At 40.5% G+C, this 15,637-nt stretch carries 12 protein-coding genes; 1 reads left to right on the top strand and 11 read right to left on the bottom strand.

What is annotated here, in order from left to right; genetic code table 11:
- Positions 1–154 precede the first annotated feature (154 nt).
- The 11 genes from QF044_RS18680 to QF044_RS18630 form a co-directional block, all read right to left on the bottom strand.
- Complete coding sequence (locus QF044_RS18680; RefSeq protein WP_307270526.1) at positions 155–1,681, bottom strand: TSUP family transporter; 1,527 nt, start codon at positions 1,679–1,681, stop codon at positions 155–157.
- 6 nt (positions 1,682–1,687) lie between these two features.
- Positions 1,688–4,525: a TonB-dependent receptor domain-containing protein gene (locus tag QF044_RS18675; RefSeq protein WP_307272071.1), complete on the bottom strand. Its 2,838-nt coding sequence runs from the start codon at positions 4,523–4,525 to the stop codon at positions 1,688–1,690.
- Positions 4,526–4,698: 173 nt separating this feature from the next.
- The gene (locus QF044_RS18670; protein ID WP_307270524.1) at positions 4,699–6,372 is read right to left on the bottom strand and encodes an NADPH-dependent assimilatory sulfite reductase hemoprotein subunit; all 1,674 of its coding nucleotides are present in this window, start codon (positions 6,370–6,372) and stop codon (positions 4,699–4,701) included.
- Between the two features lie 19 nt (positions 6,373–6,391).
- Positions 6,392–8,101 carry a sulfite reductase flavoprotein subunit alpha gene (locus QF044_RS18665; RefSeq protein ID WP_307270521.1) on the bottom strand — a complete coding sequence of 570 codons (1,710 nt, stop codon included), beginning with the start codon at positions 8,099–8,101 and terminating at the stop codon, positions 6,392–6,394.
- The gene (cobA, locus tag QF044_RS18660) at positions 8,091–8,936 is read right to left on the bottom strand and encodes a uroporphyrinogen-III C-methyltransferase (RefSeq protein ID WP_307270519.1); all 846 of its coding nucleotides are present in this window, start codon (positions 8,934–8,936) and stop codon (positions 8,091–8,093) included. Before cobA ends, QF044_RS18665 begins: the two co-directional genes overlap by 11 nt.
- Before the next feature lie 24 nt (positions 8,937–8,960).
- On the bottom strand, positions 8,961–9,872 hold the full coding sequence (gene cysK / locus QF044_RS18655; RefSeq protein WP_307270517.1) for a cysteine synthase A: 912 nt from the start codon (positions 9,870–9,872) through the stop codon (positions 8,961–8,963).
- 29 nt (positions 9,873–9,901) lie between these two features.
- On the bottom strand, positions 9,902–10,732 hold the full coding sequence (gene epsC, locus QF044_RS18650) for a serine O-acetyltransferase EpsC (RefSeq protein ID WP_307270514.1): 831 nt from the start codon (positions 10,730–10,732) through the stop codon (positions 9,902–9,904).
- Positions 10,733–10,734: 2 nt separating this feature from the next.
- A complete protein-coding gene (locus tag QF044_RS18645) occupies positions 10,735–11,973 on the bottom strand; it encodes a sulfate adenylyltransferase subunit 1 (protein WP_307270512.1) in 1,239 nt (412 codons plus the stop codon).
- 125 nt (positions 11,974–12,098) lie between these two features.
- The gene (gene cysD / locus QF044_RS18640) at positions 12,099–13,007 is read right to left on the bottom strand and encodes a sulfate adenylyltransferase subunit CysD (protein ID WP_307270510.1); all 909 of its coding nucleotides are present in this window, start codon (positions 13,005–13,007) and stop codon (positions 12,099–12,101) included.
- A gap of 10 nt (positions 13,008–13,017) precedes the next feature.
- Positions 13,018–13,731: a phosphoadenylyl-sulfate reductase gene (locus tag QF044_RS18635; protein ID WP_307270508.1), complete on the bottom strand. Its 714-nt coding sequence runs from the start codon at positions 13,729–13,731 to the stop codon at positions 13,018–13,020.
- Between the two features lie 84 nt (positions 13,732–13,815).
- On the bottom strand, positions 13,816–14,232 hold the full coding sequence (locus QF044_RS18630; RefSeq protein ID WP_307270506.1) for an Rrf2 family transcriptional regulator: 417 nt from the start codon (positions 14,230–14,232) through the stop codon (positions 13,816–13,818).
- Positions 14,233–14,388: 156 nt separating this feature from the next.
- On the opposite strand from QF044_RS18630, the gene pepT reads away from it, so the two are divergent.
- Positions 14,389–15,636 carry a peptidase T gene (gene pepT, locus QF044_RS18625; RefSeq protein WP_307270504.1) on the top strand — a complete coding sequence of 416 codons (1,248 nt, stop codon included), beginning with the start codon at positions 14,389–14,391 and terminating at the stop codon, positions 15,634–15,636.
- The last annotated feature ends 1 nt before the right edge of the window (position 15,637 follow it).

The following is a 15,637-nucleotide window of genomic DNA, read 5'->3' as shown; positions in this document are numbered from 1 at the left end:
AAGTTTATATACGGTACATACAAATCTAACATTATTTTGATTTTCAAATATTTATATCCGATTCAAAATTTCAATAACTGATATGCAGTCCCTGATAAGCGATCCAAGAAATCAAATATATTATTTCCCACAGGAACTTTCCCTTCAAAAGCATTTATATTAATGATTTTATAATGGTAATAAGACTCATGATAATCACCACAACACCCACGACAGCAAACATCTTTTTTGCCGGAAGCCGTGATGCAAACATCGCAGAAAAAGGAGCGGTAAAAACGCCGCCTAAAAGAAGTCCGAGCACAATGTTCCAGTGATGGATCCCGATAGTAAAAATAAAGGTCAAAGCACTTATTACAGTCAATAAAAACTTAGCCATCGTTGAGCTACCTACCACATATCGTGGTGTTCTACCCTCCTTGATCAGTGTTCCGGTAACCAGAGGTCCCCAGCCTCCTCCGGCAAAAGAATCTATAAATCCTCCAGCTAAGCCAAGAATTCTGAGATTCGTTCTCTTTTTTGGCCTGCTATTTCCTGATCTATTATTTTTCCCTTTAAAAGCATTTCTAAGGATATTAATTCCCAGATAAAGGGTATAGCAGGCAATGACCGGCTTTACAATATGAGCATACTGTTCTCCGAAATGAGACAACGCAAATGCTCCGATAAAAGCGCCTACTGCTGCCACAGGAAATAAAATCCACACCATTTTTTTATTCACATTTCCTAATTTGTAATGGCTGATGCTTCCGGCTGCCGAAGTAAAAGATTCTGCAGAGTGAATACTGGCACTCACTACCGGAGGCGGAACATTCAGAAGCAAAAGAATGGTCGTACAGATTACTCCGTATCCCATGCCCATAGACCCGGCAACGATTTCTGCCAGAAAACCCGCCAGCAGCATCCAGTAAAAAATATGTCCATCTTTGCTGAGAAAGGTCTGAATATCCCCTGACAGATTGAACTGGAAAATAATCAGGGCCAATACTCCGATAAGGACCAAAACTCCGATGATTCCCAGATAGATATTGGCTCTTCTCTGGACCGTTTTGGTGATGTTGATGAGTTTTTCAATCTCCAGTTTTGTTTCAGTGGGCTGATTGTTTTTTTCATCAAGATAGCTTGTTGTCAACCGGTTCAGCTCTTTTACTTTGTAGGTAAAATCACCTTTCAGCTGGTTCCGGATATGCTGCATATTATCCAGCAGGCCTTCCATTTCTTCGTCCGGAATGGTTTCTGTCAAAACTTCGCGCAGTCTTTTGGCTACTGTGGGAGACTTTCCATTGGTAGAGACTGCAATTTTAAGATCTCCCTTTCTTACAATTGAGCCCAGATAAAAATCACACAGACTTGGTTTATCCGCAATATTAACAAGTATATTATGCTGATGGGCTCTGATACGGATCCGTTCAGCGAGAGAGATATCATTAACAGCTACAATGGCGAGATCTGCACTGTTGAAATCATTATCAGTGTAAGATCTTTCATGCAGGGTCAAATTGGGATAGTTTTGCTTAAGCGCTCTGACCTGATCACTAATTTCTTTTGCTACAAGTTTAATACGTGCCTCAGGAGAGTTCACCAGAACGGACTGCAATTTTTCCAAAGCGATGTTTCCGCCACCGATGATCAGAAGTGATAATTCTTCAAGCTTTAAGAATATGGGATATAAAGAGTTACTCATTGTAATTTAAAGTTTTAGATCATAAGTAAAAGCAATATAATACAGTCCGCCAATCTCGGGTCCTGCCGCATACTGAAGATACCTGCGGTTCAGCAGATTGGTAGCCCCTATTTTCACATTGGCTTTAATTTCAGGAATCCTCCATGTGGCCTGTGCATCAATGGTGTAGTATGCAGGAATATTTCCTGAAGCCAGTGGGCTTTCCCACAAGAAACTGTCCTGCCATCTTGCCGCAACCGTAAATCCTATATTTTTAACGATTTCCCTGTTTCCTACGCTTAAATTGATTGCCCATTTTGGCGTATTGAAGGCTGTAATAAAGAGATCGGAAGTATTGGAGGAAACAAGATCATTATAAGAAACATTGACGTTCACATTATAATTTTTCACGATATTATAACGGACCCCCAAAGATGTTCCCAGACTTTTGTAAATACTGTTGCTGTTGGTATAAACCCTATATCTGTCCTGCTTGCTTCGGTCCGTCATCGCCAGAACAGCATTATCGCTTCCTACAGTTTCATTCTTGGGTACGGCAACTTCTACCTGTCCGAGAAAACCTTCATAAACATTATAATAAAAATCCCAATCGATGACCAGTCTGCTGTTGAATAAAACGGTTTTGTAACCTACTTCAAAGGAGTTCACCTTTTCAGGCTGTAATTTTGGAAGATTGGCGGCAGTTAAAAGGTTTCTGTTTTTCAATGCGGCCTGGCTCTGGCCCATTCCGCCATCCACATCTTTATTGACCGCAGCAGTGAATTGATCAATAGATGCCAGTGTATAAGAGTTTTCAAGATAGCCTAAACCATCATTTGCTTTTGCAAGACCGCCTACTCTTCTCACATTTCCGTTATTAACAAATGACAGGGCTTCAAATAATGAAGGAAAACGGTACCCATTCTGGAAAGAAACTCTGAAATTATGCTGATTAACAGGAGAATAAACCACACTTATCCTTGGATTGAATTTAGCTTCAAACTCCGGATTCCTGTCAACCCGAAGCGCAAGATTCAGTTTTAATTTATCATTAAAAAAAAGCTTGGTAGCCTGGGCAAATGCTCCGTATTTCTGATAAATTACATTGTTACCGAACGTACCGTCTGATAAGGCAATATTTCTTTCATTAACCGGTCTTTCAAAATCAACAAAATTATTTCCGTCAGGCGTGATGCTGTAAAGACGGTAATCTGCTCCTGCCAAAAGACTGAATACTTTGACGAATCTGGTCAGGTCATACGTAATTTCTCCCTGATAAAACCTGGATTTCTGTTCAAGCTTTGCTCCTCCGGTAGCAGGTGCTCCTGCAATTCCTGAATTGGCGGAATCCCAATTATTGATCCCGATAATCGTATTTTTTAACTGCTGAAAGGCAGCCGTTCCCGGAATCACTCTGTTTTTATCTGCTTCCTGTCTTGCGAGAATAAAGGCATCGTTCAGGTTTATCCCTGAATTCAGTCTGTCCTGCAGCGTTGTCTGAAAAATATTTTTCCAGTTGGCATTAGACAAATTGGTAAGATCCAGATTATCAGCTAAAGGCTTAAGATTGTAAGAATCCCCGGTGTTTTCTATGGACATATACGCCCTGAATGTCAACTCTTTCCCGGTAAGTTCTACTTTATGATTCTGAACCGTTGCGTTCTGAAGCCGGATCTTGTTTCCTCGCTGAAAAGTTCCATCCAGCAAGCCATAACGGTACACGTAGGATGTTTTCCACTGGTCTCCAAAACGGTAGTACAATCCTGCATCAAATTTTATATTTTTTACTTCAGGACTGATGAGATCTTTTTCATAATAGCCTGTTCTCGAAACGTTGAAGGTTGTAGGTTTTCCATTATAATTCACTTTTACAGAGGTACGGTTATTCCTTTCGTCTCCGTATTTGTTCCAAAGATCTTCTGCCGGATTGTTGGTGAGAGAAAAGTTTGGGTTGGCAGTAATCAGTGAGCCGGGATTCTGGTCTGTCCGGTTGTCCGAGATCCAATCGACACCGCTGAAATAGGAACCGTTGATTTTTATTGCGAGATTGTTGTTCAGAACTTTTGCGATCCTGAATGCACTTTCTCCCAACGCAGCTGTTTTGTGGTTCACATTGTCCACATGGTTCACGCCGCCTCTGAAATAAAGACTTACGCCTTCCGAGGTAAATGGATCTTTGGTCTGAAGGCTCGCCAAACCATTGATGGCATTCATTCCGTATAAAGCGGAAGCGGCTCCGGGTGTAATTTCCATAGACTGGATGTCCAGTTCTGTTGGCCCTATTGCATTTCCCAATGGAACTCCCAAAGTGGCAGACTGTACATCTACCCCATCTACTAACTGCATAAAGCGGAAGTTATTCGGAGAATTGAATCCTCTGGCGTTGGGAACTTTTAATGTAAGGCTTGAGGTTAAAAGCTGTAAGCCTTTTACGTTTTCCAGGGTTTCATAAAATGAAGCAGCAGGGCTTTCCCGGATTGTTCTAATATCAATCTTTTCAATAGCAATCGGTGATCTGAGTAATTTTTCGGGAAGCCGTGAGGCAGAAATCACTACTTCATTGATAATAGTGTTCTGAGGATTTAATTCTACAGCTATTTTACTGGATAGTGAAAGAATTTCAGCGGTTTGTTCTGTAAACCCCTCTTTCCTGATCACAATTCTGAAGGGTATTTTGACCCTTGTTATCAAATTAAAATTTCCTTCCTGATCGGTAATTGCCTTATCCTGCGTATTTTCTACCTGGATCTGCACTCCGGCAATCCCATTATGGGTATCTGTTTGTTTTATAATTCCGCTTACTTCAATCTGCTGTTGTGCCTGTACAAAGCCGGCAAAGAATAATATGAGGATAATAGGACTGATTTTCTTCTGAAAATATTGTGGGTGTATGGATTTCACTTGTATAAAATTTTAGGGTTGATGAATGGTTTATGCGTCGTCAATTAATGAACAGCATATACACATTCGGATCCCTAAAAGATAATGGTAATGTTTTCCGGCATTTTTTTGCCGGTAAGGAACGTTGATCATATATTTTATTTTATGGTTTGTAAATAGCGATAAGAGAAATCACCAAAGGTTTCTTCTTCCTGCCTGTTTTCTGAGTAAATTCCGAAAAGTTCATCAAGGGTTTCAAGGATCTCTTCTTCCCCGATGTTTTCTTTAAACTTTGTATTGAGGCGCATTCCCAGTCTGTCGCCCCCGATATGAAGATTGTATTTACCATAGGCCGTACCCACAAAGCCAATCTCTGCATTCGGCGATCTTCCGCATCCGTTGGGACAGCCGGTCATTCTGATCGTGATGTCTTCATTCTGAAGTCCGTATTTTTCAAGAACGGGTTCTATTTTTGTCACTAAAGCAGGCAGGTAACGCTGACCTTCAGCCAAAGCGAGTGAGCAGGTATTGAGCGCTACACAGGCCACAGAATTTTTACGTAGTGCACTGGCATCTCTGGTGTAACCGAAAATTCCGGATTCTTTCAGAAGGTCTTCAATTTCAGCTTTATCTTCTTCCAGAATATCAGAAAGGATCAGGTTTTGATTACAGGTAAACCTAAAATTGACTTTTCCTGTTTCTGCAATTTTTAATAACCCTGATTTTAGAGGATAATCTTCTGTATTCAAAACTCTTCCGTGTTCTACAAATAAAGTATAAAACCACTTCCCTTCATGATTCTGCACCCATCCGTAACGGTCTTTTCTCTGTTCAAACTTGAATTCTCTGGCAGGTTCAAAACTAAAACCGCATCGTTTTTCTACTTCATTCCTGTAGCCTTCAATTCCAAGCTTGTCTATAGTATATTTTAACCTTGATAATTTCCGGTCACTTCTGTTCCCGAAATCACGCTGTACAGTAATAATTTCATAAACCGCCTGCAATACTTTTTCTTCTGTGGCTACAAACCCTAAAACAGAGGCAAGACGTGCATAAGTGGCATCATTCCCGTGAGTGGCACCGAGTCCTCCTCCTGCGGCAATATTGTAGCCTACAATTTTGTGATCCTCAATAATCGCAATCAGCGCTATATCATTGATAAAAACATCAACGTCATTATTGGGAGGAACTGCAATTCCAATTTTCAGTTTTCTAGGAAGATATCTGTCCTGATAAAGAGGATCTTCCTCTGATTTTCTGTCAATGACCATTTCATCATCGATCCAGAGATCATAATAAGACTTTGTTTTCGGAAGACACATTTCACTAATCTTTCCTGCCAGTTCATAAGCCTGCTGGTGTAAGGAGGATTCTGAAGGATTTGAGGTACAGGTTACGTTTCTGTTGACATCTCCACATGCTGCTATGGAATCCAGATGTTGCAGATTGAAGCTCTGGATGGTAGGTTTTACATGAGATTTTAAAATCCCATGCAGCTGAATGGTCTGACGTGTGGTAATTTTGATGACGCCCGTGGAATGATCTTCTGCAATATTATTGAGGCCAACCCATTGTTCCGATGTTAAAAATCCTCCGGGAAGCCTGAGACGGATCATGTAGGAATACAGCCATTCCAGTTTCTTGGCGACTCTTTCCTCGCGTCTGTCCCTGTCATCCTGCTGGTACATCCCATGAAATTTGATGAGGGTTTGGTCATCTTCTCTGATGGCTCCGGTAAAATCATCTAAAAGGCTTTCCTTTAAGGTTCCCCTGAGGCCGTTGCTGCCGGTTTTTATTTTTTCTACCGGTGAAAGATTATTTTTATCTGTCATTATATTATCCGTTTATCATTTAATACACATCTTTAACATATCTTCCGCTGAGCTCCAGTTCTTCAAGATAGATCTGAGCGTCTTCAGGACTACGCTTTCCTTTCTCCTGAATAATGTTCAGAATGGTTTTTTCAACATCTTTACTCATGGGTTCTCTGGCACCACAAACGTAAAGTGATGCTCCGCCTTCCAGCCAGTGATATACTTCCTGTGCTTTTTGCTCCAGCCTGTGCTGCACATATATTTTTTCTGTAGTGTCTCTGGAAAAGGCAAGATCAAGATGGGTTAATGCTCCTGTTTTGAGGAAATCCTGCAGCTCTGCCTGATAGAGAAAGTCTGAAACAAAAGTCCGGTCACCGAAAAAGAGCCAGTTTCGGCCTTCTGCCCCCAACGCATCCCGTTCGTAGAGAAAGGACCTGAAAGGAGCAATACCCGTTCCCGGACCGATCATAATAATATCTTTTTCAGGCTTGGGAAGTCTGAAATGTTTGGCTTCCTGAATATAAAACTCCAACTCCTGTTCTTCTTTAAATTCAGCCAGAAAACCACTACACAAACCGTTTTGCTTTTTATCATTGATGAAAAATTCAGATTTCGCTACTGTAATATGAATTTCGGTATCACCATGTGCCTGCAGCGAGGAAGAAATTGAATACAAACGTGGTGACTGACCCGTGAGAGCAGCAATGACTTCCACAAATTCACCGGCATTGTTTACCGGATAGATCCGCAGCAGGTCAAGAAGGCTTAACCTTACATCGGGAATAGAGTGTCCTGTAATCTGTGCATATTGGGCTACTGTAGTTTTGAGCAGATAACTGATATTAAGGTGTTTGTACAACAACTCTTCTGCACTGGCTGTAATTTTTGCTGTTTTAATTTGCTTCTGAGGATCAATTCCGGTGAGGCTGATGATCTCATCTACTTCAGATTTAGAATTGAAAGCAATTACTCCCAATGCATCGCCGGGGTTATAAATCAAAGGTTCTTCTGTTTCAATTTCTATATGAAAGGTTTGCTTTTCGGAGTCTATATCATTCAGATTGATAATAGTTGAAACTTTTCCCCGGTAATGTTTTCTTCCTGTTGAAATTTTTGGAACAGATGTACTTTTCTGGCTGCTTTCTGCCTTTTTACCGACAACATCCAGGATATGTTCTGCCCAGTTATGGGCCTCCTGCTCATAATCAATATCGCATTTTTTCAAAGGAATGATTCGCTGTGCGCCCAATATTTCGAAACGGAAGTCAACATCTTCCCCGGTTTTGCAAAACAGTGGATAGCTGCTGTCTCCAAGCGCAAGGATTCCAAATTTCAGGTGATTGAGATTAAGATCATTTTCATGAAGGTGATCATAAAATTTCTTAGCCAGAAGTGGCGGTTCGCCTTCACCTTGTGTGCTGATGATAACGAAGAAAAGGTCTTCTTTGGCAAGATCTTTAGGTTTATATTGGGAAAGATCCGCCAGCTTTACCTGCACTCCTTTTTTCTTTATTGTTCCTGCAAGTTCTACGGCCAGTTTTTTACTGTTACCGGTTTCCGTACCGTAAGCAAGGGTGATTTTCTTTGGAGAAATGATCTCTGCCTGATTCTCTTCAGAAAAAGTTGGCTGCACGGCATTGGAAAATCCTGCAAGGCCAGCGAGAAAACCGCTTGCCCAGACTGCTTCGTCCCTCGAAAAATCACCGGATATTTCTTTTAGGGCATTTAATTTAGTTTCAGACAGCATATTCGAATAGATTTTGGGTATTTGACACTAAGCTTCCGTTAGTTACAGATTTAAAATAAATCCCTTCCTGTTTATCTGATTCCAGCCATGAAAATTCTTCGTGAAGATTCACCACTTTTCCTACAATAACCAATGAAGGAGATACAAATGTTTTATTTCCAAGCTTTTCCTGAAATTCTTCCAGTGATGAGGTATACACTTTCTGATAAGGAGTGGTGGCCTGTTCGATTATTGCAATCTTTTTATCATCAGTATTTCCTACTGCTAAAAATTTTTCAACCAGACCGTTCAGGTTTCCTTTTGACATATAAAAAACAAGGGTATCCTCTGAGGTTCTAAGTTCTTTCCAGTATTCTTCACTGAGGATTTCTGTTTTATAATAGGTCAGAAAACGTACAGATGTGGCATATCCTCTGGCTGTCAATGGCATTCCTGCGTACGCTGCGGCTCCTGAAGCAGCGGTAATTCCGGGTATAATTTCAAATGGAATATGATGTTCTTTCAATACTTTCAATTCGTCCAGAACATTGGAGAAGAAGGATATATCTCCTCCTTTAAGTCGTACTACCGTTTTCCCCTGAGAGGCAAAGTCTATGATGAGTGTATTGATGTGGGACTGGGGTGTAGAAGCATTTTTGCTGCATTCTTTGCCAACATAAATAATCTCGCTTTTTTTATTGGCATAACGGCTTAGTATTTCCGGACTTACAAGGCGGTCACATAAGATGATATCGGCTGATGCAATAGCTTTTACGGCTTTTACAGTGATGAGATCAGGATCGCCGGGTCCTGCACCTACCAGGTAGACCTGTGGTGAATGGGTATTTTGTTTCATTTTAATCTTCTTATTTTAGGGTGACTAGAACAGTCCTTCTATGGACAGATATCTTTCGCCTGTGTCATAATTGATAGTCAGTATAGTAGATCCGGCGGGAATTTCAGAAAGTTTTTTTGCGACTGCCGCTAAAGCTGCTCCGGTAGAAATTCCTACGAAAAGGCCTTCTTTTTTGGCAGCTTCTTTAGTGAATTCAAAGGCTTCATCTTTCCCGATCTTTACAATTTCATCCAGAATTGCAGTATCCAGAATGGAAGGAATAAATCCAGCCCCCAGACCCTGCAAAGGATGTGGTGCGGGCGAACCTCCGCTAAGAACGGGAGATAATTCCGGTTCTACAGCAATCACTTTGATATTGGGAAATTTCTGTTTCAGAACCTGGGCAATTCCTGTGATGTGACCTCCTGTTCCTACTCCGGTAATGAGGTAATCAAGACCTTCGGGAAAGTCTTTCAGTATTTCCTGGGCGGTCGTTTCAGTGTGTACTTTTACATTGGCAGGATTGTCAAACTGTCTCGGGATCCACGAATTCGGGGTTTCTTTGGCCAGTTCTTCAGCCTTTTCAATGGCTCCTTTCATTCCTTTTTCTCTTGGAGTGAGTACGAATTCTGCTCCATAGGATTCCATAATTTTGCGGCGTTCCAAACTCATGCTTTCCGGCATCACAAGAATAAGTTTATAGTTTTTCACGGCTGCTACCAAAGCAAGACCTATACCTGTATTTCCACTGGTAGGCTCTATGATAACACTGTCTTTATTCAAAAGTCCTTTTGCTTCAGCATCTTCAATCATTGATAAAGCAATTCTGTCTTTAATGCTTCCGCCGGGATTGGCTTTTTCCAGTTTGATCCAGACTTCATTTTCAGGACCGAAAAGTTTGTTAATTTTGACAACCGGGGTATTTCCGATGGTTTCTAATGTGTTTTGGAACTTCATACCGACTCAATTTTATTTTGTTTTTTGTTTTAAATCACAAATGTTAAAGATTCTGGAAGCGGTCCGTTATCTTTTATTTTTATTTCACTTTTATTATAAACCAGGGAATTGGAAGGGACATTTTGTGTGATCCATACATTTCCTCCAATGATACTGTCTCTGCCTATCGTTGTTTCGCCTCCTAAAATCGTTGCACCGGAATAGATGATAACATAGTCTTCAATATTGGGATGTCTTTTCTTATTGGCTTTATCTTTTGAAACATTGAGCGCTCCAAGCGTCACTCCCTGGTATATTTTCACATGATTGCCTATCTCTGTCGTTTCTCCGATCACGATTCCTGTTCCGTGATCAATAAAGAAATGCTTTCCAATGATCGCACCGGGATGAATATCTATTCCTGTTCTGCTGTGTGCATATTCTGAAATGACACGCGGCAATATTTTTATTTCCTGAATCCAGAGCTGATGCGAAATTCTATACACATAGGTTGCAAAAAAGCCCGGATACGAAAGTAGAATCTCTTCTAAAGACCCTGTAGCAGGATCAAATTCTAAAATAGATTCAGCATCAAGAATTAATTTATCATAGATCTCCGGCAAAGCCAGGAAGAAGTTATTGGACTCATTTTGAGCAAAAACCTCATCATTTTTCATACTTTTAATCAAATCAAAGAGACCTTTCTGCAGTTCTTCAAATCCTGTTTTCAGTTGATCACCGCTATTAATTTGCTGTGGAAGAAAAAGGACATTGTACAATTCTCTTACCCATGTTTCCATATCGGTTTTGTCAAAAAACCCATGGGAACTGATCTGCTTTTTTTCGAGTATCTTATGAATAAACTGATCTGAAATTTTCATTTTTATTGAATTATGCAGGCTGCAACGGTTGCATTAGACGTTTCATCCACTAAAATGGCCGATCCTGTTTTTTTATTGCTTATAAAATCATCAAATACTAAAGGCTGTGCTGTTTTTATGGTGACTTTGGCAATTTCGTTAAGCTTTATTTCTCCTTCTGCTGCTTCCTGTTCCAGTGTATTAACGTTGATTTTATAATCCACCTGCTTCACCACTGCTTTTAACTGTCTGCTGTGATGCTGAATCAGATATTTATTGCCTGGTTGCAGAGCTTTATGATCCAGCCAGCACAGTAATACTTCCACTTCTTTTTCAACATGGGGAAGTTCTTCTGCTGATGCAAAAAGGTCTCCCCTGCTGATGTCTATATCTTCCGTGATCTGTAATAATGCGGGTTGCCCTGCAAAGGCTTCCTGAACCTCACTACCATTGACTTCTATCATTGCAATCTCAGTAATAATACCCGCCGGAAGTATCGCTATTTTATCTCCTTTCTTAAAGCTTCCGCTAATAATCTGTCCTGCATAGCCACGGAAATCATGGAGTTCCTCAATCTGCGGACGAATGACATATTGTACCTGAAAACGGCTTCCGCTGTTCTGTTCCTGATCCAGCTGTACTTCTTCCAGATAATCGAGAAGCGAGCTGCCCTGGTACCAATCCGTACTGGACGACAGGGAAACGATATTGTCTCCTTTCAAAGCTGAGATAGGGAAGTAGGTAACGTCATTTAGGCCAAGACCTTCTGCAATTTTTGCATAGTCTGCTTTTATGGATTCAAAAATATCTTCTGAATAGTCTACCATATCCATTTTGTTGATCGCAACAGCTACCTTTTTCAGTTTAAGCAAAGAAGCAATAATGGAATGTCTTCTGGTTTGTTCAATTACTCCTTTCCGGGCATCGATCAGAATAACCATCAGGTCGGAATTGGATGCTCCGGTGATCATGTTTCTGGTATATTGAACATGTCCGGGCGCATCTGCAATGATAAATTTCCTTTTTGAGGTGGAAAAGTAGCGGTAAGCAACATCTATGGTGATTCCCTGCTCTCTTTCTGCCCGCAAACCATCAGTTAGCAAAGCCAGATCCACACCATCTTCATTTTTGTTTTTGGAGTGTTTCTCCAGTACTTCCAGCTGATCCTGCAAGATACTTTTGCTATCGTAAAGCAGTCTTCCGATGAGGGTACTTTTCCCGTCATCTACACTTCCTGCTGTTATAAATCTTAATATATCCACGATTGTTTAATTATAAATGATTGATAATCAATGATGAGTAATGAGTGATTGGTAATGAGTAATATATTCCCGATTGATTATTTTTGTGCATTATATATTGCTTATTACTCATTGTTCATTACCCATTAAAAATAGCCCCCTTTTTTACGGTCTTCCATTGCCGCTTCGGTGACTTTGTCATCTATTCTGGTTTCTCCTCTCTCTGAAATTCTGGTGGCCACAATTTCTTCAATAACCCGGTCTACCGTGGAAGCTTCGGACTCTACGGCCGCGGTACACGTCATATCTCCTACGGTGCGGTAACGGATCCTTTTTGTTTTTACAATATCATGATCTTCAAGAACGGCGAACTCTGAATTGGCGATCCAATGACCGTTAAGATCTACCACTTCCCTTTCGTGCGAGAAATAAATAGATGGCAGGCTTATATTTTCCCTGCGGATATAATTCCAGATATCAAGCTCAGTCCAGTTGCTTATAGGGAAGACTCTTACATTTTCTCCTTTCTGAATTTTTCCGTTGAAAATATTCCACAATTCAGGTCGTTGAAGCTTTGGATCCCACTGTCCGAATTCATCACGAACAGAAAAAATTCTTTCTTTTGCGCGGGCTTTTTCTTCATCTCTTCTGGCTCCGCCAATGCATGCATCGAATTCAAATTCTTCAATAGTATCCAGTAATGTGAAGGTCTGCAGCCAGTTTCTACTTGGGAACTTTCCTTTCGGCTCTGTCAGTTTTCTTTTATTGATGGTATCTTCTACTTTTCGGACTACCAGATCTACATTCAGTTCTTTTGCCAGTTGATCTCTAAAGCTTAAAACTTCCTGAAAATTGTGTCCTGTATCTACATGAACAAACTTGAAAGGAATTTTACCGTAGGGAAATGCTTTTGCTGCCAGATGTGCAAGAACAATACTGTCTTTTCCACCACTGAATAGCAAAGCCGGACGCTCAAACTGTCCTGCAACCTCTCTGAGGATATAAATGGACTCTGACTCTAGCTGATCTAAATAATTTAACTGATATAATGACATAGTATATTTTTTATTGATGAACATGTAAGCCGCATTCTTTCTTATCGGCATCTTCCCACCACCACCGGCCGGCCCTGAAATCTTCACCTTCTTTGATGGCTCTGGTGCAAGGTTCACATCCGATGCTTACAAATCCTTTTTTGTGGAGGTGATTATAAGGCAAATGATATTTCTGTACATAATCTGTCACTTGTTGTGTGGTCCAGTGAAGGATAGGATGGAATTTGATGATCTGATGATCCGGATCCCATTCCAGTTGTGGCATTTGCCCTCTGCCTGCAGAATGTTCAGACCGCAAACCGGTGATCCAAACTTTATATCCCAGAAGGGCTTTTTTCAGAGGAATCACCTTCCTGATATTACAGCAGGCCTTTCTTTTTTCTACAGACTGATAAAAAGAATCCGGCCCATTTTCTGAAACAAATTGCTGCAGGACTTCCGGATCCGGGTAATAGGCTTTTATATTTTTTTTGAAGAAAGCCCGGGATGAGGTCCAGGTTTCATACGTCTGTTCAAAAAGTCGTCCAGTATCTAAAGTAAAAACATCAATATTCAGGTTTTTGATGAGGTGAGTAACTACCTGATCTTCATAACTGAAGCTGGTAGAAAAGATCACTTCTCCAGAAAACCGGTCTGCCAGAACCCGTAAAAATTCTGCATCGAATGTGCCTGCAGAAGCCTCATTCAGAAGTTTATCGAAGTCTGTTTTCAGATTATTTTCCATTCTAATTTGATATTAACTGGTGCAAATATATATAAATCCTAGTAATTCTACCAAATTAGTAGGATTTAAAATTAAAAAAATTTTTTATCCGTTTTTTATAAAGGAAGTCAGTGTAGCTTCCATCATACTTTTGCGGGTTTTCTCTCTTACAATGATGAGCTCATTTCTGAGATAGCAGGTTGCTTCATCAACACAGTCGTCACAAGGTTCGTAAAAATTAATTGATATGCAAGGCGTTAGAGCAATTGGGCCTTCAAAAATGCGATAGATATCGGCCAGCGATACATCATCGGGAGATTTGAGCAGGTAATAACCGCCTGCTGTACCCTGTTTACTGTTGACCAGTTTGGCTCTTTTAAGCTCAAGAAGAATCTGCTCCAGAAATTTTTTGGGGATGTTCTCATCCTGTGCAATAATAGTGGTTGACAAAAATCCCTGATTGTAGTTTCTTGCCAATCTAACCATTGCTTTCAAAGCATATTTGCAACGTTTGGACATCATAATCCACGCAAGTTATGATAATTTATTTGATTATAGAAATTGGTATCTGAGATAAAAGAAATCAATCCCAATTGCAGGCTGAACCACACCAGAAAGATGCGTTAAAATCCTGATTTGAATAATTTACATTGTATATTTGTTGGAAATTTAAGATTGATGAGTACAATAGAATTCAACCCATTGTGGAAAGAGAAACTAATGAACCGTTTTCTCACTTATGTAAAGATATATTCAACCAGCGATGCGGAAAGCGAAGCAACGCCTTCTACCCCAAGACAGTGGGACATTGCCAATCATATTGCAGAAGAACTTAGAACAATAGGTTTAGCAGATGTATCGATAGATGAACATGGTTATATTATGGGATATGTACCTTCCAACTTGGATAATGATGACAGACCAACCATTGGTTTTATTTCGCATTATGATACTTCACCGGATTTCAGCGGAGAGAATGTAAAACCTCAGGTTTGGAAAAATTATGATGGTAGTGATCTTGTTCTGAACCAGACGACAGGATTCACCCTGTCTCCTTCAAAATTTGAAAGTTTAAAACAATATATCGGACAAACGCTGATCACTACAGATGGGAACACGCTTCTTGGTGCAGATGACAAAGCAGGATGTGCAGAAATTGTAACGGCTGCGGAATATCTTATTGCCCACCCGGAAATTAAGCACGGAAGAATTGCCGTAGGGTTTACACCGGATGAAGAGATCGGAAGAGGAGCGCATAAATTTGATGTGGCTAAATTCGGTGCTGAATGGGCTTACACAATGGACGGAAGCGAAGTGGGAGAATTGGAGTATGAAAACTTCAATGCCGCAGGCGCTGTGGTGAAAATCCATGGACTGAGCGTTCATCCAGGCTATGCTTACGGAAAAATGATCAATGCAGCACTTCTGGCAGCTGAATTTATACACTTACTTCCTGCAAATGAAACTCCGGCTACGACTAAAGGCTTTGATGGGTTCTATCATTTAATGGATGTTACAGCTGATATTTCTGAGGCTAAACTTCAATATATCATTCGTGATCATGATGAAGAAAAATTTGAAGCCAGAAAGAAATACTTAGAAGAAAAAGTTGCTGAATTCAATGAAAAACATGGTGCAGGAACTGCAGAAGTGGAGATCAAGGAACAGTACAGAAATATGAAGCAGCAGTTTGAAGGTAAAATGCACATCATTGATCTTGCCGCAAAAGCAATGAAGGAAGCCGGTATTGAACCGAAAATAAAAGCAATCAGAGGCGGAACAGATGGCGCACAGCTGTCTTACATGGGACTTCCTTGCCCTAATATTTTTGCAGGAGGAATGAATTTCCACGGACCTTACGAATATGTTGCTTTAGAAAGCATGGAAAAAGCTACTGAAGTGATCATTAATATTGTAAAAGCCTAAA

It is taken from the genome of Chryseobacterium sp. W4I1, from assembly GCF_030816115.1.
GTDB lineage: Bacteria > Bacteroidota > Bacteroidia > Flavobacteriales > Weeksellaceae > Chryseobacterium.
The sequence above is the reverse complement of the archived record's forward strand: the minus strand, read 5'-3'. Positions and strand labels throughout refer to the sequence as shown.